The sequence below is a fragment of the Kitasatospora sp. MAP12-44 genome (assembly GCF_029892095.1).
Classification (GTDB): Bacteria; Actinomycetota; Actinomycetes; order Streptomycetales; family Streptomycetaceae; genus Kitasatospora.
The window spans coordinates 431,515-453,510 of record NZ_JARZAE010000004.1 but is presented as its reverse complement, the minus strand read 5'-3'; the positions used below and the strand labels follow the sequence as shown (position 1 = coordinate 453,510).

Sequence of the window (21,996 nt, the reverse complement as noted above, 5' to 3'; positions counted from 1 at the left end):
GGAGGAACCTCGCATGGCCGTACCCAAGCGCAAGATGTCCCGCAGCAACACCAGGCACCGCCGCGCCCAGTGGAAGGCGACCGCCCCCCAGTTGGTGCCGATCACCGTTGACGGCCGTGAGCAGCTCGTGCCGCAGAACCTGGTCCGCGCGTACGAGCGGGGCCTGCTGGTCCTCAAGCCCTGAAACGCCGGTCCGCTGCGCGACCCTCAGCCCGCGGCTGAGGGTCGCGCAGCGGTCAGCAGGTCCGCCCGACTACCCTCCGTGCATCCTTGGCGACGCACGGCAAGACCTTAGCTGCACCATGATCCAACGGCAAATATTCCTTGACAGGCATATAACCGCACAGGGATACTCGTGAGTGTGACATCGGTCTTCGAAGTGCTCGCCGAACCGCGGCGCCGCCGCATACTCGATCTCGTGCGCGACGGCGAGCGGTCGGTGGGCGAGCTCGCGGCCGAACTGGCGGCGAGTCAGCCCTCCGTCTCCAAGCACCTGCGCGTCCTGCGCGAAGCCGGACTCGTCGAGGTGCGCGTCGCGGAGCAGCGCCGGCTCTACCGCTTGCGACCAGGACCGCTGCTCGAACTCGACAGCTGGCTCGCCCCGTACCGCGCGGCCTGGGGCACCAGCCTGGACCAGCTCGAACGTCACCTCGACCAGATGGACGAGCACGAGCACCCCTGAACCCACAGGAGATCCTGATGACCGGCATCGGCAGCCTTGAGCAGAGCCGCGACCGCTGGCGCCTGCGCCTCACCCGCCAACTCCCGTACCCTCCCGAGAAGGTCTGGCGGGCCATCACCGAACGCGAGCACCTGGCGGCCTGGTTCCCGCACATCGTCACGGGCGACTGGACGGTCGGCAGTACGCTGACCTTCGCCGACCCGGAGGGCCGCGGGCCCGACTTCAAGGGCGATGTGCTGGCCTACCAGCCGCCCTCACTACTGGAGTTCCAGTGGGGGCCGGACGTGATCCGGCTGGAGGTCACCCCGAACGACGGCGGCTGCACACTCGTCCTGCTGGACACCTTCGACGAGCGCGGCAAGGCCGCCCGCGACGGCGCCGGCTGGCACGAATGCCTCGACCTCCTCGCCGTCCACCTCGACGGCCGCTCCGAGCCCTGGACCCCGGGCCAGAAGTGGGCCGAGATCCACCCCCGCTACGTCGCGGCCCTCGGGCCCGAAGCCAGCACCATCGGCCCCCCACCCGGCTGGGAGCCCAAGCCGTAGCAGGCCCAGGCGGCCAGCCGAAGAGCAGAAGGGTCAGCCGGCCGGGCCGGTGACCAGCGTGATCGTTGCGCTCTGCTGGGTTCCGCCGGTGTCGATCCACTGGACTGTCACGGTGTGGCCGGGCTTCTGGCCGGTCATCAGGGTGGTCAGTGCGTCCGGACCGTTGACGGCCTGCCCGTTGACGGCGGTGATCTCGTCGCCTTCGGTGAGTCCCGCCTGGGCGGCCGGGGAGCCTGCGATGACGCCCGCTATCGACACGCCACCGGTGCCGGTGCCGGCCCCCGGAATCGAGGGTGAACCGGTGGCGACCTCCACGCCGATGAACGCCGTCGGACCCACGTGCACGTCCGTGCTGGCCTTGCCCGCCTCGATCTGCTTGGCCACCGGCAGCGCTGTGTTGATGGGGATGGCGAAGGCTTGCGCCGCGGACTGCTGCTGCGGGTCGTTGGTCGTGGCGCCGGCGGTGTCGATGCCGATGACCGCGCCGGTGGAGTCCACCAGCGCACCGCCCGAGTCGCCCGGCTGGACGTCGGCGTCCACCTGGATCATCCCGGTCAACTGCTCGGTGGTGCCGCTTCCCTGGTCGCTGGCGGCGATCGACTGGTCGAGTCCGGTCACGTTGCCCTGGGCCGCCGACGGCGTCTGATCGGTGCCGCCGGCGTTGCCGATGGCCGTCACCGCCGTGCCCAGCGCGACCTTGGAGGAGTTGCCCAGATTCGCCGTCGCCAGTGCGGAGGCGTCCTTCAGCTGGAGGACCGCCAGGTCGCCGGTGCGGTCGTAACCGACGACGGTCGCCGTGTAGGTGCGGCCGTTGCCTACGTCGGTCGCGGTGACCGAGGAGGCGCCGTCGATCACGTGGTTGTTGGTGAGCACCTCGCCGGTGGTGGTGAGTACGATGCCGGTCCCTGCGGCCTGCCCGCCCTGGTAGCCGAGCGTGACGTTGATGTCCACCAGGCTCGGGTCCACCTTGGCGGCGACATCGCCGGCCGAGCCACCGGCGGTGGAGGTGGAGGTGGAGGTGAACGGCGCCGCCTCGCCGGACGACCGCCAGGCGCGGTCGATCCCGACGCCCGCCGCTGCGGCCACCAGCACCGCGGCCAGTAGCGCCAGGTAGACGCGCCCCCCGCGCCGCCGTGGTGGTGGCGGATAGCCGTAGCCGTACGGCACGGGGCCCGGCGGATACGGGGGCATCGGCGGAGTGGCGGACCCGAACGGCTGGTGCGGGGGCTGGTGCGGGTGCGGCGGCGGGCCGGGGACCCGGGTATCCGGGTCCGGCGGCGGGCCCCAGCCGGTGGACGGGCCGTGCTGGCCCCTGCTGTCGGTGCCCCCGGACGGGAGCGGTGTCCCTGGTTCCTGATTTCCGCTCATGACGGCCCCATCAGACGTTCTCGGCGCGGACACCCCACGAGCCTGCGGCCCCGGCGGGCCGAGTTGGTGCCTGCTTCCTCCATGGTGCGAGCCTTTGGCGTGAATCCGTGTGAACGCTGGATGAGCTTCTTCTTTAATGCGGATTCCCGGTGCACGGCGGGTGACGTGGTCGGCGCAGTATGTGACGCAGGTCACCTGGAAAGGGTGACAGGGTGTTGTCGCGGACGGCTGCGACAGTCGACGCATGACGAAGACAGACGAGGACTGCCTCGCCGAAACCCTGGCATTCAACGATCAGTTCGAGGCCGCCGCCGCGAGCCGTCCACCTCGCGGGCAGGCGCCGGGCGCAGCCGTACTGGCCCTCCTGCGGCGCAACCGGCTCGGCGGCGACACGCCGCCGGTGCGACTGCCGCAGGGCCAGGACCGCGTCATCGCGGGCGGGGTCAAGGTCCGGGTGTTCGTGCCGGATCACGTGGACGGCGTGTACCTCCACATCCACGGCGGCGGCTGGGCGTTCGGCTCCGCGGACGGGCAGGACGAGAGGCTGTGGCGGACTGCCGTGCAGGCCCGGCTGGCCGTGGTGAGCGTGGACTACCGCCTGGCGCCGGAGCACCCGTTCCCCGCCGGACCCGACGACTGCGAAGCGGCCGCCCGCTGGCTACTCGGCGTCGTCGCCGGCGCGATGCACGGCTTCACGCTGTTCCCGTTGGCCATCACCGAGCGCGAACTGCAGCGTGAGCGCGAGTTCCTGGCCACCGCGTGACGGTAGCGTCAGCCGCATGAATCGCACTGCTCGGCTCTATGCGCTGGTGGAAGAGCTGCGCGCGGCGGCGCCGCGGCCGTTGACGGTCGCGGCGCTCGCCGCGCGGTTCGAGGTCGCCGCGCGCACGGTGCAACGCGACCTTCAGGCACTGCTGGAGGCCGGTGTCCCGGTGCGGGCCACCCCAGGGCGAGGCGGGGGCTGGTCGATCGACCCGGCGATGACGCTCCCCCCGATCCGTTTCACCGCCGACGAAGCCTCGGCGCTGGTCGCCGCGCTCGCCGTGGCCGATTCCTCGGCCCCCTACGCCGGTGCGGCCCGCACGGCATCCCAGAAGATAGCGGCCTCGATGACCGGTCCCGCCTCGGTGGCGGCCCAGGAACTCGCCGCACGGATCGTCGCGCTGCCGGCGCGGACCGAGGAGTCGGTCCGCGTCGCGGTGGAACAGGCGCTCAGCAACGGCACGGTGCTGCAGCTGCGCTACGTCGACGCGGCTGGACGGGAGAGCGAGCGCGTGGTCGAACCGGCCGGACTGCTCACCGCCGACGGCCGGTGGTACCTCATCGCCTGGTGCCGCACCCGGCGGGCCGGTCGGGGCTTCCGGCTGGACCGGATCACCGCGGCGGCTGCGACCGGTGAGCAGGCGCAGCCCCACGACCTGGCCGACCTGCTGCGCGGCTCGGCCGCCGCCGGTGCGGTGCGGCCCACCGCGCTGGCTTCACTCGCGCCCCCACGATGAGGTGCGCGCGGCGTGTCAGCGGTGGGAGGTGAACGGGCCGACCGTGCCGTGGGTGAGGGGTTCGCCGAGGTCGGTCCCGGTGTCGTCGACGGTGTAGCCGAGGGTGTGGTGGACGGCTACGACGCCGTCGACCGAGCGGCAGAGCCGTTCGACGACCGGGATCAGGCTCTTCTGTTCGACGCGGCCGGCCAGGGTGACAACGCCCTCGTGCACGGCGACCTGGACTGCGGTGGGGGTCAGCCAGAGGGTCTCGCCGATGACGTCGTGGATGATCTCCTCGTGGATGGCCGCGTCGTGGCGCAGGAAGAGCCGCAGCAGGTCGCTCCTGCTGACGATGCCGACCAGCCGTCCGGTCTCGTCGACCACGGGCATGCGCTTGACCCTCTTGCGGTCCATCACCCGGGCCGCCTCGACGATGCTCCACTCGGGGCGGGCGGAGACGGCGGGGCTGGTCATCAGCGCGCCGGCGGTCGCGGCCTCGGCGCGGGGCCGCTCGTCCGGGCTCGACTGAGCCGAGGCGCCGTGGCCTGCGGGGTCCGGCTGGAGGGCCTCGCTGCGGAGCAGGTCCATCTCGGAGACCATCCCGAGCGGGCGGTCCCGGTCGTCGACGACGGGGACCGCGGTGACGTCGTTGCGGTGGAACAGTCCGGCGACCTCCTTGAAAGGGGTGTCGGGCCGGGCGGTGACGACCCCCTGGGTCATCACGTCGTGGACGGTGCGGTGCTGCATGGCCCTCACGCCTCCTGGGTGTGGATCCCTGCCGAGGGCGTGATCGCCCTCCTTCTCCTTCTCCCAGACTGCGCCCATATCACCGCTCTGGAACAGCGCCGATCGGTACCAGCCGCAGGCTACTCGGCGAGCAGGACGGCGACGCCGGTGACCCGGCCGGCCGCGAGGTCCGCCAGCGCGGTGTCGGCCCGACTCATGGCGTAGCGCTGCACATGCACGGCGGGGCGGTGCCGGGCGGCTTCGGCCAGGTAGGCGTGACCGTCTTCGCGGGTGTTGGCGGTGACGCTGCGCAGCGTGCGCTCCTGGAACAGGTGCCGCTGGTAGTTCAGGCGGGGGATGTCGGTGAGGTGGATGCCGGCCACGGCGAGTGTGCCGCCCCGGTCCAGGGCGGCCAGCGCGACGGGGACCAGGTCGCCGACCGGGGCGAACAGGATCGCCGCGTCGAGGGGCTCGGGCGGGCCGTCGTACGCGCTCCGGGCCGAGGCCGCGCCGAGCTCCAGGGCGAGGCGCTGGGCCTCCTCGGCCCGGGTGAGGACGTGCACGGTGGCGCCGCGGGAGAGCGCGAGCTGGGCGGTCAGGTGCGCGGAGGCGCCGAAGCCGTAGATGCCCAGGCGGCCACCGGGCGGCAGGTCGGCGCGTTGCAGCGCGCGGTAGCCGATGATGCCGGCGCACAGCAGCGGGGCGAGGTCCTCGTCGGCCGGGCCTTCGGGCAGCGGGTAGGCGAACCGGGCGTCCACCAGCGTGTGTCCGGCGTAGCCGCCGTGGATGTCCCAGCCGGTGTAGCGGGAGTAGGGGCAGAGGTTCTCACGGCCTGCGCGGCAGTAGCGGCACGCGCCGCAGGTGCGGGCCAGCCAGGCCGCTCCGACCCGGTCGCCCGGGACGAACCGCGCGACCTCGGAGCCCGCCTGCAGCACCCGGCCCACGATCTGGTGGCCGGGGGTGCAGCGGGGTGTGCGCGGCGCCAGGTCGCCTTCGGCCAGGTGGAGATCGGTGCGGCACACGCCGCAGGCCGCGACCTCGACCAGGATCTCCCACGGCCCGGGTGCCCCGATCGGCCGCTCCACGCGGCGCAGCGGGGACGAGTCGAGCGGGCCGGGCCGCTCGACCACCCAGGCGGTCGTGCTGGACGTCTCGTGCCGGGACATCGCCATTCTCCGACCCTTCCCAAGGCTCTCAGGGGCTCAGGGTGGCTCGCACCGCCGGTGTGAGGTTCTCCACGATCTGCGCCGGGGTGAGGGTGGTGACGGCGGGCAGGCGGAGCAGGTAGCGGGTGACGGCCAGGCCCAGCAGCTGGGAGGCGAGCAGGCCGCCGACCCGGGCGGTGGTCTCGGGGCCGAGGGCGACGGCCAGGGCGGGCGCCACCTGGCGGGCGAAGATCTCGTGCAGCCGTTGGGCGGCGCGCTCGTTGGTGATGCCGGAGCGGAGCAGGACGAGCAGGGTGTCGTCGGCCGGCGCGCTCTCCCACCGGTCGAGGAAGTGCTGTACCAGCACCCGCGGGAGCTCCTCGGCCGGTACCGCGGTCAGGTCCGGCATGCGTAGGTCGATGGCGAGGGCGGCGTCGAAGAGCCCCTCCTTGCTGCCGAAGTACCGCATCACCATGGACGGGTCGATCCCCGCGTCAGCGGCCACGGCCCGGATGGTGGTCCGCTCGTACCCCTGCGCGGCGAACCGGTCGCGGGCGCTGCGCAGGATCGCCGCCTTGGTGGCCTCGGCTGATCGGCGCGGGCCCGGCTCGCTGATCGTCGTGCCGCTGCTTGCCACGGCGCCGCTCGTCACTGCGCTGCTTGCCACAGCACCGCTCGTCACGGCGCCGCTCGTCATGCCACTGCTCGTCATGCCACCAAGTGTAGGCCAACGCTTGTTGACAGGCGCGACCATTCTCGCCACCATTGTCAACAAGCGTTGGCCAACAAGCGTTGGCTGCATTCAAAGGGGGCATCACCATGACCAGTGCCGAACTCCCCGCCACCACTCGCGTCGCCATCGTCGGCGGCGGACCGGTCGGCCTCACCCTGGCCGTCACCCTCGCGGAGGCGGGCATCGACTTCGTGCTGCTGGACCGGCTGACCGAGGGCGCCAACACCTCCCGCGCCGCGGTGGTGCACGCCCGCACCCTGGAGGTGCTGGAGCAGATCGGCGTGGCCGAGCAGCTGATCGCCACCGGCCTGACCCTGGACCACTTCTCGGTCCGCGACGGCGCCCGCCTGTTGCTGCGCGTCCCGTTCGCCGGCCTGCCGACCAGGTACCCGCACGTCCTGCTCACGCCGCAGTACGAGACCGAGCAGGTGCTGCTGGCCCGGCTGCGGGCGCTGGGCGGGGACCTGCACCAGCCCTACGAGGTCACGGGCGTGGCGCAGGACGCCACCGGGGTCACCCTCACCATGGCCACCGGCGAGCAGCTGCGCGCCGACTACGCGGTGGGCGCGGACGGGATGCACAGCGTGGTCCGGGAGGCGGCGGGCATCGGGTTCACCGGCTCCGCCTACGCGCAGTCCTTCGTGCTCGCCGACGTGCGGATGGACTGGGCACCGGGTCCGTCGGAGGTCGCGCTGGCCTTCGGCGAGGCGGGGATCTTCGTGGTCGCCCCGCTGCCGCGCGATCGCTACCGGATCGTCGCGATCGTGGACGAGGCGCCGGCCGAGCCCGACCTCGCCTATGTGCAGCGGCTGTTGGACGAGCGGGCGCCGGGCCAGGCCCGGGTGAACGAGCTGATCTGGTCGTCCCGGTTCCGGATCCACCACCGAGTCGCCGATCGCTACCGGGCCGGGCGACTCCTCCTCGCCGGGGACGCCGCCCATGTGCACAGCCCGGCCGGCGGGCAGGGCATGAACACCGGGATTCAGGACGCGTACGCCCTCGGCCGGGCCTTCGCCACCGACACCCTGGACGGCTACGAGGCCCAGCGCCGCCCGGTGGCGGTGCGGGTGGTGGCCTTCACCGACCGGTTGACCCGGATCGCCACCGCCACCGGTCCGCGCCGCCGGCTGCGCAACCTCGTGCTGCCGCTGCTGGGCCACATCCCCGCCTTCCGGATGCGGCTGGCCCGCGAGCTGGCCGAGCTGGATTACCGTTGAGCCGGCGCTGCTTCGTACCAGGCCACCAGCGAGGACGCGGCCGCGTACAGGGTTCCGTCCAGGTAGGCGGTGCCGATGGTCCCGTCGCTGAACCGCTCCCCGCGCACCACGGCCGTCGCCGCCCGCACGGCGTCGCCGGGGCGGTACGTCTCCTCCCAGCTCAGTGGCGGGAGCGGGAAGGCGGTCCAGTGGTACAGCGGGGTCACCGCCCCCACACTCGACAGCGCCTCGCAGACCGGCCGGGCCAGCGCTTCGACGTCGGCCAGACTGAGAAAGTTCATCCGCGCACTCTACTGTCGCCGCCGCGGAGCTCTCTTCGAGCCGTGCCACTCCGCCGAATCCGGCGGACCGCAATGCCCACCGTCCGGGCTGTGCCGGGCACTTGGTAAGGTCGCGAGCCATGACCGCCTCAGAGCCGACCATCCTCGCCACCTCTGGTGGTCACCGCCCCGGAGATCGCACGATGGTGGCCTTCGACGCCCTCGTGCACCATGCCGTCGACCTGTCCGGATCCCACGGACGCCGACCGCGGGTGATGTACGTCGGTACGGCGATCGGCGACGCCGAGCACTTCACCGCACGCATGACCGAGGCTGCCCGGGTCGCCGGTTTCGACCTGACGCCGCTGCACCTCTTCCCCATGCCGAACCTCGACGACATCGAGGGCGCGGTCCTCGACCAGGACGTCGTCTGGGTCATGGGCGGTTCGGTCGCCAATCTGCTGGCGGTGTGGCGCGTCCACGGGCTCGACGCGATCTTCCGCCGCGCCTGGGAGGCCGGTGTCGTGCTCAGCGGCGTCAGCGCGGGCTCGATCTGCTGGTTCCAGGGCGGCCCCACCGACTCCTTCGGGCGCGAGCTGCGGCCGCTCACCAACGCACTCGGTCTCCTTCCCTACGGCAACGGTGTCCACTACGACAGCGACCAGGGGCGCCGTCCGCTGGTGCACCGGCTCGTCGCGGATGGCACCCTGCCCGTCACGCACTGCTCCGACGACGGGGTGGGCCTGGTCTACCACGGGACCGAGCTCGTCGAGGCTGTCACGGAGAGGGCGGGCAAGGGCGCCTACGTCGTCGTACGCGAGGGCGACTCGGCGGTCGAGGAGCGCCTCGAACCGCGCCGGCTGCCGACGCCGCGTCGCTAGGAGCCGCCCACTGCGGGCTGTGGGCGGGTGCGGGGGGTGAGGGTGCTCACAGCGGCTTCGGGGTCTACGACGGCGCATAGTTGATCGTCTTTTCCAGCGGCTCGACGGGCGGGTGGCGACGGGGTGTGCGGGGTGGCTCGGGTGCGTGAGGCGGGGCGTGGCGGGGGATCGGGGCCTGCGAGAGCCCCAAAAAATGTCCGAAATGATCCGAATTGAAAGGTTTGGATCGTGATCGGGCCCTGGATCGGGGATGCCCAGATCCGGGCGGAATTCGATGTTTACTACGACCTGGCGTCGTAATTGGGGGTCTTGGCGGGCGGCGGGCGGCCCGCTAACAATGGCGTAGTCGCCAGACGCCGCAGCAACCTGTCACGCTGCGGCGCCCGTTCAGGCCCTCGCACTCCATGAGGTGCCCGCGCCCCGTCCCGACCCCCTCGGCCCTGTCCGGCCGACGGTTCAGGCGGACGGGAGCGCAGCCAACCGATTGAGGCTTTCTTCCCCATGCGAATTTTCTCCACCCGTATGCGTACCTCGGCTGCCCTGCTCGCCACCGCCGCCGGAATCGCCGGCCTGGCCGGCCTGGCCGCGCCCGCCGCCAACGCCGCGACCCCCGCCACCTCCGCGCAGGCCATCGCCGCGCAGATCGTCCCGGCCGGCCAGCTGGCCTCGTTCGAGCAGATCGTCTCGCACGAGAGCAGCTGGAACGTCTCCGCCACCAACGCCTCCTCCGGCGCGTACGGCCTGGTCCAGGCCCTGCCCGGCTCCAAGATGGCCTCCGCCGGGGCCGACTGGAAGACCAACCCCGCCACCCAGATCAAGTGGGGCCTGAGCTACATGGACTCCCGCTACGGCAGCCCGAACGCCGCCTGGGCGTTCTGGCAGACCCACCACTGGTACTAAGCCGACCAGCCCCACCACCCTGAACCAGCCCCCTGACCCACCCAAGGGGGCACCCCCGGCGAGGCCGACCCCGAAAGCGGTCCGGCCTCGCCTCCCCGCCAAGCCACTTCCGCAGCGCCCCGGGCGCCGGACAGGGCATCCCGGGGCGGGGGGAAGGAGGGGGCCCGACGCGCGACCGCGCGCCGGGCCCCCTCTCTTTGCGTTCCCGCTGTGGACGGTCCCCCGGTGGACGGCCGGCTCACTGTGGCGGCGTGCCCCCGGTCAGCACCCAGCGCATGTCCAGGAAGCCGCTCTGCTGTTCTGTCAGCTGACCCGCCTTCACCTGCTGATAGGTGATCCAGGTGTTCACCAGTCGCGGCGAGTCGCTGCTGGGCAGCATCGCGCCCCAGCTGAGCGGGGGTGTCACGCCCCCGGTGTCGAGCGTGTCCCCGCTGTCCAGCTGGTCGCGCAGCGACTTCGCGGTCAGCGGCGTGCCGGCGTCCTGGAGGTGTTGGGTGGCCTGCAGGAAGACCTGGTAGGCGACCCAGGTGGTCTGCACCGCGAGGTCCGAGGGGTCGATCCGGTTGTCGCCGCCCACCATGGCGCGCAGCGCGTCCCAGGCGTGCGAGGAGGTGGGCGGGTACCAGCCGGCCACGTACGCGTTGTCCAACGGGCCGCCGGCGGCGCCCTGGGAGCCGACGACGGACTGCGGGACGCTGCCGATCAGCGCGCCCAGCAGCGTGTGCTGGGGGGCCAACTTCCGGTACGCGTCGAGCAGTTTCGCACTCTGCGCGGGGGCGAGCGCGTCACTCGCGCAGGTGCCCGGCTGGTCGTCGCCGAGCGCCTTGCGGGCCGCGTCGGCGTAGTCGGGCGACTGCTCGCTGACCCGGACGTCCACCAGCTTGACCCCGTCCGGTCGCAGCGCGCTGCCGAGGTATCCGGTGAGCGTGTCGCCGGCCTCGGTGTCCGGGCGGACCAGCGCGATCGTCCGGCACCCGGCCGCGACCAGCTGGCGGCCGTTGCCGGCGATCAGCGTCGGGGTGCCGCCGGCCACCGGGTAGGAGAGCGGGCTGCTGAACTCGGCGGCGGAGAGGCCGTATCCGCCGATGTAGGGGATCCTGGCCTCCTCCAGGCCGGGCAGCAGACTGTCGCTGTTCAGGCTGTAGGAGCCGATGACGGCGATCACCTTGGCGTCCACCGCCTGCCGCACGCAGGCGGTGCCGCCGTCCACCGTGTTGTGCTCGTTGCAGGTGATCACCCGCAGGTGGTGCCCGTTCAGCCCGCCCTTGGCGTTCACGCTCTGGCCGATGACCTCCGCCAGCGCGGTCACCCCGGGCCGGTCGAAGGCGCCGGTGCCGGACGGGGACCACGTCATCACCGCGTAGTCGGCGGCGGCACTCGCCGAGCCACCGCAGGCGGAGGTGGCGAGCAGCGCGGGGAGGAGGGCGATCGCCGCGATCGCGCTTCCTGGCCGGGTCCAGCTGGTCATGAGGGTGCCTTCCTCGAACTGCCGCGCAGATGGATCGGCTCAGCAAATCCGGCACGGCACAAGGAGGGAGATACGGGGACTGAACGTCAGGAGGACGACTCGGTAACAGCGGATGAGTTCGGCGCCCACCTGCTCCCGGGCGGTCGCACCCTTGACGGGTTCTCCGCGTTCTGCGTTTCGTATACCGCACAGGTGTTCAGCCGCCATCGTCCGCACGTCGTCCCCACGTCGTCCGCACCCACCTCACTGAGGACCGCGCATGAACCCGTTGGACCGCCGTCACTTCCTGGTCGCCGCCTCCACCGCCGCCGCACTCGCCGCGACCTCCGCGCTGCCCGGAACCGCGCAGGCGGCACCGGCAGGCCCTGCCCCGGCCCCGACTCCAGCCCCGGGCGACCACACCCAGCAGGACTACGCCGACGTCCTGGACCTTCACGGCGTCCCCGCCGTCGCCTACCCCGGGGACGCGAACGACGACAACCCCATCACCGTCTTCGCCGACCTGGGCGCCTGGCACGCCTACGCCCTGCCCACCGTCGAGGACACCGCCGCGCACGGCGGATTCACCGGCCCCCTCTACATCGCCCAGGAGTACCCCTGGTGGCTGAGCAGCGGGTTCAGCCGGATCGAGGTCCGCGAAGACGGCCGGCTGCTCGGCCTCTGCGCCGGTGCGCCGCCGCGGCTGACCTCCCTGCCCGGCCTGCTGCGCCAGGACTACGACCTCGGCGCCGGGCTGACGCTGCGTCTGGACCTCTGCTTCGCCGGCAACCGCAGTGCCCTCGTCCGTGCCCGGCTGACCAACACCGCCGCCGCGCCGCGCACCCTCGCCGTCTCCTGGAGCGGCACGCTGCTGCGCCCCACCGAGCAGCCGCAGCACGCCGCGCCCGCGCTCGGCGCGACCGGCACCGGCGTCGCCGTGGACTTCGCGCGGGTCCGGGAGGTCTGGGACTACCTGACCGACGGCACGGAACGCTTCGAGATCACCCACGCGAGCGAGGTCCGCAGCACCGTGGACGGCGACTCCTACCGCACCGTGCTCACAGCGCCGCTCACCCTCGCCCCGGGCAGCACCCGAAGCCTGGACTGGGCCGAGACCTACACGTTCACCGCCGCCGAGCGCACCCGCGAGGCCGCCACCGTCGACCACGCGCTGACCGCCCCCGACGCCGTCCAAGCGGCGGGCGTCGCCCGCTGGCACGGCTACCTCGACCGCGCGACCGAGGGCGTCCCCGCCGACCGGCGCCGACTCGCCGTCAAATGCGTGCAGACGCTGATCACCAACTGGCGCAGCCCGGCCGGCCGGATCCGCCACGACGCGATCACCCCCTCCCTCTCCAACAACTGGTTCAACGGGGTCTGGGCCTGGGACACCTGGAAGCAGGCGGTGGGCACGGCCCGCTTCGCGCCGGAGCTCGCCGCCGCGCAGATCCGCTCGATGTTCGACTACCAGATCCAGCCCGACTCGCCGACCCGTCCGCAGGACGCCGGGATGATCCCCGACTGCATCTTCTACAACGACCCGAGCACCGGAGGCGGCAACTGGAACGAGCGCAACTCCAAGCCGCCGCTGGCCTCCTGGGCGGTCTGGGAGGTCTACCGGCGTGGCGGGGACGGTGCCTTCCTGTGCGAGCTCTACCCGAAGCTGACCGCCTACCAGGACTGGTGGTACCGCAACCGGGACCACGCCCATGACGGCCTGGCCGAGTACGGCGCCACGGTGGACCCCGGCAACGCCAGTGCCGAGGACTGCCGTCAGGCCGCCGCCTGGGAGAGCGGGATGGACAACGCCCCGCGCTTCGACGCCGCACTCGGGGCGGCCGTGGTCCCCAACCGGGCCGCCGACGGCACCCTGCTCGGCTACTCGCTGACCCAGCACTCCGTGGACCTCAACGCCTACCTCGCCGCGGACAAGCGCCACCTCGCCACCATCGCGCAGACCCTCGGCGACCGGACGGCCGCGACGCGGCTGCGCGCGGCGGCGGACGGCGTGGACAGCGCCGTCCGCGCGAGCATGTACGACCAGGCCACGGGCTGGTTCTACGACACCGACCTGGCCACCGGCGCCCGGCTGACCGCTCGGGGCCGCGGAATCGAGGGCGTCATCCCACTCTGGTCGGGCACCGCGACACCCGCCCAGGCCGCCACCGTGCGCGCCCGCCTGCTCGACCCCGCCGAGTTCGGCACCCGGCTGCCCTTCCCGACCGTCTCCGCGAGCTCCCCGTACTTCGACCCGGAGGGCTACTGGCGCGGCCTGGTCTGGCTGGACCAGGCGTACTTCGCGCTGGAGGGCCTGCGCGGCTACGGCTTCACCGCCGATGCCCGCGACCTCACCGCCCGCCTGCTCGCCGTCGCCTCCGGGCTCACCCGGGACGTCCCCTTGTCGGAGAACTACAATCCGCTGACCGGAGCCGCCCGCAATTCCCCGAACTTCAGCTGGTCCGCCGCGCTGCTGCTGCCCCTGCTACGGGGATGAGCTCGCGACCGCACCGATCGACACGTCACGGAGCAACGATGGAACAGCTGGAGCTTCGTCATCTGCGGTTGGTCTGTGCGATCGCCGACACCGGTGGCCTGCGCCGCGCGGCGGCTCTCCTGGGCTACTCGCAGCCTGCCGTGAGTACCCAACTCCAGCGGATCGAGGGCTATTTCGGCGGGGAGCTGTTCCTCCGCAGCCGGGCCGGGGCGGTCCCGACGCCGTTCGGGGTGGAGGTCGTCGCCCAGGCTCGTGACGTGCTCGCCCAGGTGGACGCCATCGGTCGGCGCCCGGCCGGGGACGCCGCCGGGGCCGGCCGGGTCCTGCGGCTGGCCGCGACCAACACCCCGATCCTGTCCGGTCTGGTCGCCCGGATCCGCAAGGCGCTGCCGGATCTGGCGCTGACGGTCAGTTCGGTCTATTCCTCGGCGGAGATCGTCGAGCTCCTGGAGGCCGGTGAACTGGACGCCGCGATCGGAACGGACTATCCCGGAAGGGAGTTGCAGCACTCCGACGCGGTCGCGCATCGCGGGATCGTCACCGAGCCGTCGTTCGTGGCGCTGCCCGCGGACCATCGGCTGGCCCACCGGATCGAGGTCTCGCTGTCCGAACTGGCCGAGGACGCCTGGTTCGTGACACCCGACGACGGCGCCGGCTGGCCCGAGGTCTTCTATGTGGCCTGTCAGGCCGCCGGATTCCACCCGGGCACCGTGCACCAGTTCCTCGGTGACCAGCGCCAGTTGCAGGACCTGGTGGCCGCCGGGCTGGGCGTCGCGGTCGTGCAGGCGACCTTTCCTCCCTCCGTCGGCGTGGTGGTCAAACCCCTGACCGGCAGGCCGGTTTGGTGCCGCTATGTGCTGGCCTGGCAGCTGGGCGGGGTGGCCGATGAGATCGTCGGGACCGTGCACCGGTGCGCGACCGCGGCCTACCGCGACCTCTCCGTCCAGGTGCCGCACCTCCAGCCGTGGTCCGCGCGGAAGTTCAGAGCGCCTCGCCCCTGATCGGCTATCACCGCTCACGGCGTTATCACCGCTCACACGAGGTGCTATCACGCAGTGCGTTGTCAGCGGCCAGGGTCAGTGAGATGTTACATGTCACGTCTCACCCACCCCACTCTTCCGAGGCGTACCCCCACGTCGCTCAGGAGCATTGATGCGCCATCGATTCGCCCTGCCCAGATTCCTGGCCGCCACGGTGGCGGCCGGCATAGCAACGGCCGGTCTGCTGGCTCCGCCGTCGTTCGCCGCAACCGGCCCGAAGTCCCCGACCAGCGCTCCCGCCAGCACCGCGACCGCGCCCGCGACCGCGCCCCAGGCGTCGGCACCGCTCGGCGCCAACACCGGCCCGTCCACGCAGGCCGACGTCCGCGGCCAGCGGCTCGACCCCGCCAAGCAGCCCCCGGTCAGCCCGGCGACGGCGTCGAAGCCCGCCGTGCCCCCGAAGCCCGCGGCGCACTCGAAGCCCGCGGCCCTCGCGGCGGCGCAGTCCTGCACGGCCGTCGACTTCGGCAGCCGGTCCGGATCCGCGCTGGCCGCCTACGTCCAGTCCTCCACCATGGACTGCGTCAACTCGCTGTTCACCCTCACCGGTTCCGACGCGCACAGCGTCTTCGACGAAGCGCAGATGGTCACCGTGGCCAACGCCTTCAAGAGCGCCTCCGCCGCCTACCCCGGCGACAACTCCACCAACGTGTGGCAGCTCGAGCTCTTCCTGCGCGCCGGCTACTACGTTCAGTTCTACCACCCCACCGACGTCGGGACGTACGGTCCGACCCTGGCGACGGCCATCGAGGGAGCCCTGGACGCCTTCGTGGCATCCCCGCACTTCATGGACGTCAGCGCGGCCAACGGCGGCGTCGTGGGCGACGCCATCGTCCTGACGGACAGTGCCAACGAGCAGGCCCGCTATCTGAGCACCTACAAGCAGGTGCTCAACGCCTACAACAGCTCCTACGACGCGTACGCCAGCATGGACGCGGCCGTCAACGACGTCTTCACCCCGATCTTCCGCGGCCACCAGAACCCCGCGTTCATCACGGCGGTCACCGCCGACCCGAGCATCATCGACACACTGAACGCGTTCGCGCTGAACCACCAGTCCGCCTTGAGCGGGTCCTCGTCCTACCTGGACTCCAACGCGGGCACCGAAACCGCCCGCTTCCTGGACACGGCCGCGCTGCAGGCCAAGGTCCGTCCCCTGGTGAAGGGGCTGCTGGGCGCCTCGGCGATCACCGGTACGTCGGCGCCACTGTGGGTCGGGGTCGGTGGGATGACCGCCTCCTACGACCAGGCCCAGTGCTCGTACTACGGCACCTGCAACTTCGCGGCCCAGCTCAGCGCGGCCTCACTGCCGACCACGACGGCCTGCGGTCCGACGATCACCCTGCTGACGCAGGCGCTCACCGCCTCGGACCTGACGGCCGTCTGCACGAGCCTGCAGAGCGAGATCCCGTACTTCCAGAACCTGGACAAGGTCACCAGCCCGATCCCCGGCCAGTACGAGACGCACGTCCGACTCGCCATCTTCGCGAGCTCCAGGGACTACCAGACCTACTCCAGCTGGATCTTCGGCAACAGCACCAACAACGGCGGCGAGACGCTGTCCGGGAACATCACCGACCCCACCAACCAGCCCGTCTCCATCCAGTACCAGTGGCCCGCGGACAACGGCTTCCCGGCGCGGGTCTGGAACCTCAACCACGAGTTCACGCACCTGATGCAGGGCGCCTACGACATGAAGGGCACCTTCGCCACGGAGATCACCGTGCCGGACATCTGGTGGATCGAGGGCCAGGCCGAGTACGTCTCCTACAGCTACCGCGGTGTGACCGACACCGACGCTGTCACCCAAGCCAGCCAGCACACGTACAACCTCAGCACGCTCTTCCAGAGCACGTACGACAACTCCGACCAGACCCGCACCTACCCGTGGGGCTACCTCGCGGTGCGGTACATGTTCGAGAAGCACCCCGCGGACATCAGCAACATGCTCAGCCACTTCCGCACCGGTGACTACGCGGGCGGCTACGCCGTCTACCACAGCATCGGCACCGCCTACGACGCCGACTTCAACGCCTGGCTCGACGCGCTCGCCAACGTCGGCGCGAACGGCCCCTCGACCCCCTGCACCGACCCCGACACCCGCGCGATGGGCCAGAACTGCTACCGCACCAACGAGTCGGCCACCGCCGGCAACGACGACAGTCTCTTCGTCTTCGTGCCGGCCGGCACCTCCACGCTGACCATCAGCACCAGCGGCGGCACCGGTAACGCGGACCTGTACTACAACCCCGCCACCTGGGCCTCGCCCACCGCGTACACGGCCGAGTCGACCAACTCCGGCACCGGCCAGAGCATCAGCGTCACCAGCACCAACGCGACCGCCGGATTCCGCTACATCGACCTGCACGCCGCCACCGCGTTCAGCGGGGTCACCGTGAGCACGCGCTATGTGTTCGGTAGCGGGGGCGGGAGCCTGCCCGCGTGCACGGCCACCGACACCCGTGCGATGGGCCAGAACTGCTCGCGCGCCAACGAGTCGGCCACCGCCGGGAACAGCGACTACTTCTTCGTCTACCTGCCGGCCGGCACCTCGACGCTGACCGTCAGCGCCGGCGGCGGCACCGGTAACGCGGACCTGTACTACAACCCCACCACCTGGGCCAGCCCCACCGCGTACACGGCCGAGTCGACCAACCCCGGCAACTTCCAGACCATCACCGTCACCAACACCACTGCCGGATACCGCTACATCTCCTTGTACGCCGCCACCGACTTCAGTGGAGTCACGGTGTCCACGCAGTACTGACGCCGCATCGGCTGCATCTGCATCTGCTTCGGCCGGGAGGGGAGGCGAGGACGCCTCCCCTCCCGGCCGCCTCAGCCCCCTCAGCCGCCGTAACGCCGCTGCCTTGCGGCGAAGCTGCGGACGGCGCGCAGGAAGTCGATTTCGCGGAACGCGGGCCAGTAGGCCTCGCAGAAGTACAGCTCCGAGTAGGCGCTCTGCCAGAGCAGGAAGTTCGACAGCCGCTGTTCGCCACTGGTGCGGATGACCAGGTCCGGGTCGGGCTGCCCGGCGGTGTACAGGTGCGGTGCGATGTCGTCGACGGTCAGGGTGTCGGCGACATCGGTCAGTGACTCGCCGGCTTCGGCCCGCACGTACATCAGCTCCCGCAAGGCGTCGATGACCTCCTGTCGGCCGCCGTAGCCGACGGCGAGGGTGACGTGGGCTCCGGTGGTACAGGTGCGGGTGGCCTCGACCGCCTCCTTGAGCGCCCGGGCCGTGCTGTCGGGCAGGGCGTCGGGCATTCCGGCGAGGTGCACCTGCCAGCGGGCGTCCGGCCGGGTGAGCCGGTCGGCCACGACCTGTTCGATGAGCTGCATCAGGAAGGCGACCTCGGCGTCGCCCCGGCGCTGCAGGTTCTCGGTCGAGCAGAGGAAGACGGTGATGTGCTTGATTCCCAGGGCTTCGCACCAGGACAGCACCTCCTCGACGTGCTCGGCGCCGACTTTGTGGCCGAGGCTGGGGTTGGCCATGCCCATCTGCCGGGCCCAGCGGCGGTTGCCATCCATGATCAGCCCGACGTGCCTGGGCAGCGGGCCTGCCGTGACCTGGCGGCGCAGACGGCGGGTGTAGAGAGTACGGAGCAGATCAGGCATCAGAACCGTCCAGACAGTCTGCAGCTCAGCGAGCTGACGTCAGGTCGCGCAGGTCGCGCAGGGTGCCCGCGCACACGGCCGTCAGCAGCAGCAGGGCCACGCCGACGGTGGCGGCGAGCAGATGGAAGCCGCCACCGGCCACGGAGACGCCGAGGATGGTCGCGCCCCCGGTCGCACTGGCGGCGGCCAGTGTCCACACGCCGAGGCGGAGCCGTCCAGGGTGCGGCGGCACGACCGCGTCCGCGCCGACGCCGGTGAAGATCCGGGGGATCTGGATCGCACCCAGTCCCAGGGCGATCCACCAGCCCGCCACCACGGCGGTCCGCAGCGTGGGCGGCGAGGCCGCCGCGTCGACGCCACCGTGGACGACGACCACCATGCTCGTGCCGAGCACCGTCGGCGCGGCGAGGCGCCGAACCGCCCAGCGCAGCAGTGTGATTGCGGCGCCCAGGCTCGGCCGGGGCCTGGGCGCGACGAGCGCGATCCCGAGCAGCAGCAGGGTGGTGCAGCCGTGCATGATGCCGCTGCGGACGCCGTAGGCAGGCAGCGGGCCGCCCTGCTCGGCCACCAGATGACTGAGGAGCCAGGCGGCGAGGGCGACTGTGATGCCCATGGTCGCCACCCGCCGCTGCCGCTGGGCCGGGGAGTCGGCAGGCCAGAGCGCCGGGTGCAGCCACATGTCGGCGATGCCCGCGATCAGGTTGGGCCACGACTTCCAGCCCGCGCCCCGGGCTTCCTCCTCCACCATGGCACCCCAGCGCTCGCGGAAGGCGTCCGGGTAGAGCCTGACCAGGCTCCGGGCGACGACGCTCACGCCGGGTTCACCCCCAGGCTGCGCAGCCCGGCGTTCGCCACCCGCGCCATCGTTCGCAGTTCGCGCTCCAGCACCTCACGGCCCACAGGCGTCAGCCGTACCGGGCGCTGGCGCCCCTGCCCGTCGAGCGGCTCGATCAACTGCTTCGACTCCAGCCGGGTCAGCGCCCCGTACAGGCTGCCGGGCCCCAATCGCTCCCCGGTCAGCTCCTCGATCGCCGCGTTGATCGCGTATCCGTGCAGTGGTCCGTCGGCCAGCGCGCAAAGCACCAGCGTCTGGGCATCGTTGGCTTGCATGCCGTTCCTCCTGTTCTGACGCAGCACCATACTACGCGTCATGAAGTACGCACCACGTAGTACGTGGCGTGTACTGTCGTCGCCATGCGAGAGAATGTGACGCATCATCAAATCGACGTCCTGCCGGTCGGACACGCGGCGCGACCGGCCGCAGCCACGGCGCTGTCGACCTCCCTCGCGGGCGCCGGCCTGTTCACGGCGTTCGCCTACGTCACGACGCAGGTGCACGCCGTGCGAGCGGGCAGCCCCTGGCAGGGCGACCCGTACGACACGGTCGTCACCTTCACGATGTTCTTTGTCCCGCTGCTCGGTGCGCTCGGCTCGGTGCGGGCGCTGCTGTGTCGCCGCGACGAACAACTGCCGCTGTACCGGGTCGAGCAGCTGCTTCGGGCCGCGCTGGTCTGCACGCTGCTCGTCGCGGTCACGGCCGCCACCGACTGGTCGGCCGTGGCCGCACGCGCAGACCGCAAGGCTTGGAACGGCGGCACGCCCTGGCTGATCGGCTCGTTGCTGCCGCTCACCGGCGTGGCGGTCGCGGGCCTCCTGCTGCACCGGCGGACGGTCCGTCTGCTGCCGGGCGCAACTGGCGCAGTCCGCCGCCGATCGGACGGCGACTGGCTTGACGACATCGTGCCCCTGGTGCCCCTGGTGAACCTGGTCGCCGCACGCCACCCGCGCGCGGGGCGCGGGCTCGCCACCCGGATTCGCTGGAGCGGCACGATCGGCTTCGTCCGCCGCCGTTTCACCGCGCTTGCCGCAGTGGCCGGCCTCACCGCCGGCCTCCTGGTCGCCACGGGGCTGGCAACCGGTGAGGGCTGGCCCGGACCGCTGCTCTTCGCCGTCGAGGCCATCGTTTTCGCGGGCGGCGCTTTCGCCTTCGCCATGATCTGCAACAGCGTCCTGCGGCTCACCGCGCCCGAAGCCGCGCCCGAAGCCGCGTCAGGAACGCGACGTGCGACACGGATCGCCGCCACCGCAGCGGCGGTTGCCCTGCCGGTCTCGTTGGCGCTGCGGGACACCATGTGGCGGGTACTGGGGCTTGGAGGTCAGGTCGACTCTGTCGGCCGGTTGGCGGTCATCACGCTCGTCAGCGCACTGCTCACAGGGGCGGTCGCCTTCGGCGGGGCCATGCTCGCAACCGCGGAGTGATGGTGCCGGTCGACTTCCCGAAGGTTCCGATCGTCATCGGACCATGACGCCCGTTCAGGTGCCCGGCCGCAGAAAGCGGGTGACGGCAGCGGCCTCCGCGTTGACCAGGGCTTGGACCTGCGACGGCAGGGGCTCGAACGCGTCCACCTGGATGACACGGCCGCCATCGCGACGGCCCCACGTACCGACGGCCAGGCCGTCCGCGACCACCGTGGGGCGGATGACGCCACCGCCCGGCCAGACCCTGCCGAGGTGGGCGGCGGGAACGGAGAACTCCCTGCCGCGGTAACCGACCAGGTAGTTGTCGTAGGCGGGCAGCATCCGCACATCCCGGCTACCCGACCTCCTGCGAGGCTCTTCCACCTGCTCGGTCAGCACGCTCAACGCGCCCGACGCGCCGTACCCGGTGATCGAGCCGCTCTGCGCCAGAGCCTTCCAGGCCTTGCGGGCCACGGTAAGCGGCAGACCCGACCAGGCGGCGAAGTCGTCCACCCCCACGGGCCCGTGAGCGCGCAGGTAGTGGCGGGCGAGCTCGGCGACGGCCGTCTCCTCCTCCCACCCGGAGCCCCCGGCGGTGGCGGCCGGCAGCCAGTCTTCGAGCAGCGTGTACGTGGCCTCACCACCGCGCCGGGGGCCGTGGCAGAGGACTCCGGTGAGTGCGGCGTGGCGGATCAGGTGGATCGGCGCCTGCCCCGTCGGCTCAATGCCGATCGTGGTCAGATGCTCCGTCAGTTCGGTACGGGTGAGCGGTCCGTGGGTGGCAAGGGCACGCCGGGCAAGCCGGTCGGCGCGCTCACGCAGGCCGTCCTCCAGGCCGAGCTGCTGGTAGCGCCGGCTGGTTGCGGCGAGGATGCGGGGAGCGAGCAGCCGCAGCACCCAGCGGGCGTGCGAGCTGGGGATCGTGTGCAGAGTGCCCCGCATGAACCAGCCGCGGACGATGCTCCGCTCATCCTCGTACGCCGCACGGATGTTCTCCGCGCTGATGTTCCGCCCCCGCACCCGGATACCCAGGTCCGCCGCGGCGGCGTCCTGCGCCTGGACGGCGAAGACGCGACGCACGACCGCCTCGGCGGTGGCCTCCCTGACCCCCTCGGCCAGCGCCTGCGCCCGGGCCCGCATCCGGCGGATCTGCTCCGGCGTCAGCATCGGATGCACCGTCCGACCGGCGGCGTCAGGCGGCGGCTGGGCGGAGGACATCGG

Annotated in this window: 22 protein-coding genes; 12 read left to right on the top strand and 10 right to left on the bottom strand. The window is 71.7% G+C overall.

Features of this window, described 5'->3' with window-relative positions:
- Positions 1-13 precede the first annotated feature (13 nt).
- The 3 genes from rpmF (at position 14) to P3T34_RS03135 (ending at position 1,227) form a co-directional block, all read left to right on the top strand.
- The gene (gene rpmF / locus P3T34_RS03145; RefSeq protein WP_280664415.1) at positions 14-184 is read left to right on the top strand and encodes a 50S ribosomal protein L32; all 171 of its coding nucleotides are present in this window, start codon (positions 14-16) and stop codon (positions 182-184) included.
- 171 nt (positions 185-355) lie between these two features.
- Positions 356-682: a metalloregulator ArsR/SmtB family transcription factor gene (locus P3T34_RS03140; protein WP_348534611.1), complete on the top strand. Its 327-nt coding sequence runs from the start codon at positions 356-358 to the stop codon at positions 680-682.
- 17 nt (positions 683-699) lie between these two features.
- Positions 700-1,227 carry an SRPBCC family protein gene (locus P3T34_RS03135; RefSeq protein WP_280664414.1) on the top strand — a complete coding sequence of 176 codons (528 nt, stop codon included), beginning with the start codon at positions 700-702 and terminating at the stop codon, positions 1,225-1,227.
- Between the two features lie 33 nt (positions 1,228-1,260).
- Here the strand turns inward: P3T34_RS03135 and P3T34_RS03130 are convergent, their stop codons facing one another.
- Positions 1,261-2,418, bottom strand: a complete 1,158-nt coding sequence (locus P3T34_RS03130) for a trypsin-like peptidase domain-containing protein (protein WP_280664413.1) — start codon at positions 2,416-2,418, stop codon at positions 1,261-1,263.
- 421 nt (positions 2,419-2,839) lie between these two features.
- Here P3T34_RS03130 and P3T34_RS03125 point away from each other — a divergent pair, with 421 nt between their 5' ends.
- Together P3T34_RS03125 and P3T34_RS03120 are read left to right on the top strand one after the other, a co-directional pair.
- Positions 2,840-3,358, top strand: a complete 519-nt coding sequence (locus P3T34_RS03125) for an alpha/beta hydrolase (RefSeq protein WP_280664412.1) — start codon at positions 2,840-2,842, stop codon at positions 3,356-3,358.
- Positions 3,359-3,374: 16 nt separating this feature from the next.
- Positions 3,375-4,094, top strand: coding sequence for a YafY family protein (locus P3T34_RS03120; protein ID WP_280664411.1), 720 nt, complete (start codon positions 3,375-3,377; stop codon positions 4,092-4,094).
- A gap of 15 nt (positions 4,095-4,109) precedes the next feature.
- On the opposite strand, the gene P3T34_RS03115 is transcribed toward P3T34_RS03120, so the two are convergent.
- The 3 genes from P3T34_RS03115 to P3T34_RS03105 form a co-directional block, all read right to left on the bottom strand.
- Positions 4,110-4,823: a CBS domain-containing protein gene (locus P3T34_RS03115; protein WP_280664410.1), complete on the bottom strand. Its 714-nt coding sequence runs from the start codon at positions 4,821-4,823 to the stop codon at positions 4,110-4,112.
- A gap of 119 nt (positions 4,824-4,942) precedes the next feature.
- The gene (locus P3T34_RS03110) at positions 4,943-5,968 is read right to left on the bottom strand and encodes a zinc-dependent alcohol dehydrogenase family protein (protein WP_280664409.1); all 1,026 of its coding nucleotides are present in this window, start codon (positions 5,966-5,968) and stop codon (positions 4,943-4,945) included.
- A 28-nt stretch (positions 5,969-5,996) separates the two neighbouring features.
- The gene (locus tag P3T34_RS03105) at positions 5,997-6,659 is read right to left on the bottom strand and encodes a TetR family transcriptional regulator (protein ID WP_280664408.1); all 663 of its coding nucleotides are present in this window, start codon (positions 6,657-6,659) and stop codon (positions 5,997-5,999) included.
- Between the two features lie 107 nt (positions 6,660-6,766).
- Between P3T34_RS03105 and P3T34_RS03100 the strand changes: the two genes are divergently transcribed.
- A complete protein-coding gene (locus P3T34_RS03100) occupies positions 6,767-7,897 on the top strand; it encodes an FAD-dependent monooxygenase (RefSeq protein ID WP_280664407.1) in 1,131 nt (376 codons plus the stop codon).
- Here the strand turns inward: P3T34_RS03100 and P3T34_RS03095 are convergent.
- Positions 7,888-8,178, bottom strand: a complete 291-nt coding sequence (locus P3T34_RS03095) for a DUF6508 domain-containing protein (protein WP_280664406.1) — start codon at positions 8,176-8,178, stop codon at positions 7,888-7,890. The genes P3T34_RS03100 and P3T34_RS03095 overlap by 10 nt on opposite strands.
- A gap of 119 nt (positions 8,179-8,297) precedes the next feature.
- Between P3T34_RS03095 and P3T34_RS03090 the strand changes: the two genes are divergently transcribed.
- A complete protein-coding gene (locus P3T34_RS03090) occupies positions 8,298-9,038 on the top strand; it encodes a peptidase E (protein ID WP_280664405.1) in 741 nt (246 codons plus the stop codon).
- A 522-nt stretch (positions 9,039-9,560) separates the two neighbouring features.
- Positions 9,561-9,938 carry a transglycosylase SLT domain-containing protein gene (locus tag P3T34_RS03085; protein WP_280664404.1) on the top strand — a complete coding sequence of 126 codons (378 nt, stop codon included), beginning with the start codon at positions 9,561-9,563 and terminating at the stop codon, positions 9,936-9,938.
- Between the two features lie 238 nt (positions 9,939-10,176).
- Here P3T34_RS03085 and P3T34_RS03080 read toward each other — a convergent pair whose 3' ends face one another.
- Positions 10,177-11,406, bottom strand: coding sequence for an ABC transporter substrate-binding protein (locus P3T34_RS03080; protein ID WP_280664403.1), 1,230 nt, complete (start codon positions 11,404-11,406; stop codon positions 10,177-10,179).
- A 259-nt stretch (positions 11,407-11,665) separates the two neighbouring features.
- Between P3T34_RS03080 and P3T34_RS03075 the strand changes: the two genes are divergently transcribed.
- The 3 genes from P3T34_RS03075 (at position 11,666) to P3T34_RS03065 (ending at position 17,686) form a co-directional block, all read left to right on the top strand.
- Complete coding sequence (locus tag P3T34_RS03075) at positions 11,666-13,879, top strand: trehalase family glycosidase (protein ID WP_280664402.1); 2,214 nt, start codon at positions 11,666-11,668, stop codon at positions 13,877-13,879.
- Positions 13,880-13,917: 38 nt separating this feature from the next.
- The gene (locus P3T34_RS03070) at positions 13,918-14,880 is read left to right on the top strand and encodes a LysR family transcriptional regulator (protein ID WP_280664401.1); all 963 of its coding nucleotides are present in this window, start codon (positions 13,918-13,920) and stop codon (positions 14,878-14,880) included.
- Between the two features lie 151 nt (positions 14,881-15,031).
- Positions 15,032-17,686 carry a M9 family metallopeptidase gene (locus tag P3T34_RS03065; RefSeq protein WP_280664400.1) on the top strand — a complete coding sequence of 885 codons (2,655 nt, stop codon included), beginning with the start codon at positions 15,032-15,034 and terminating at the stop codon, positions 17,684-17,686.
- 80 nt (positions 17,687-17,766) lie between these two features.
- Here the strand turns inward: P3T34_RS03065 and uppS are convergent, their stop codons facing one another.
- The 3 genes from uppS to P3T34_RS03050 are packed head-to-tail and all read right to left on the bottom strand — an operon-like array spanning position 17,767 to position 19,647.
- On the bottom strand, positions 17,767-18,537 hold the full coding sequence (uppS, locus tag P3T34_RS03060; RefSeq protein ID WP_280664399.1) for a polyprenyl diphosphate synthase: 771 nt from the start codon (positions 18,535-18,537) through the stop codon (positions 17,767-17,769).
- A gap of 25 nt (positions 18,538-18,562) precedes the next feature.
- On the bottom strand, positions 18,563-19,351 hold the full coding sequence (locus tag P3T34_RS03055) for a hypothetical protein (RefSeq protein WP_280664398.1): 789 nt from the start codon (positions 19,349-19,351) through the stop codon (positions 18,563-18,565).
- The gene (locus P3T34_RS03050) at positions 19,348-19,647 is read right to left on the bottom strand and encodes a helix-turn-helix transcriptional regulator (RefSeq protein ID WP_280664397.1); all 300 of its coding nucleotides are present in this window, start codon (positions 19,645-19,647) and stop codon (positions 19,348-19,350) included. Before P3T34_RS03050 ends, P3T34_RS03055 begins: the two co-directional genes overlap by 4 nt.
- A gap of 84 nt (positions 19,648-19,731) precedes the next feature.
- Between P3T34_RS03050 and P3T34_RS03045 the strand changes: the two genes are divergently transcribed.
- A complete protein-coding gene (locus P3T34_RS03045; protein WP_280664396.1) occupies positions 19,732-20,796 on the top strand; it encodes a hypothetical protein in 1,065 nt (354 codons plus the stop codon).
- A gap of 54 nt (positions 20,797-20,850) precedes the next feature.
- Here P3T34_RS03045 and P3T34_RS03040 read toward each other — a convergent pair whose 3' ends face one another.
- Entirely contained in the window at positions 20,851-21,942 is a 1,092-nt protein-coding gene (locus P3T34_RS03040; RefSeq protein ID WP_280664395.1) for a winged helix DNA-binding domain-containing protein, read from the bottom strand.
- Between the last annotated feature and the right edge of the window lie 54 nt (positions 21,943-21,996).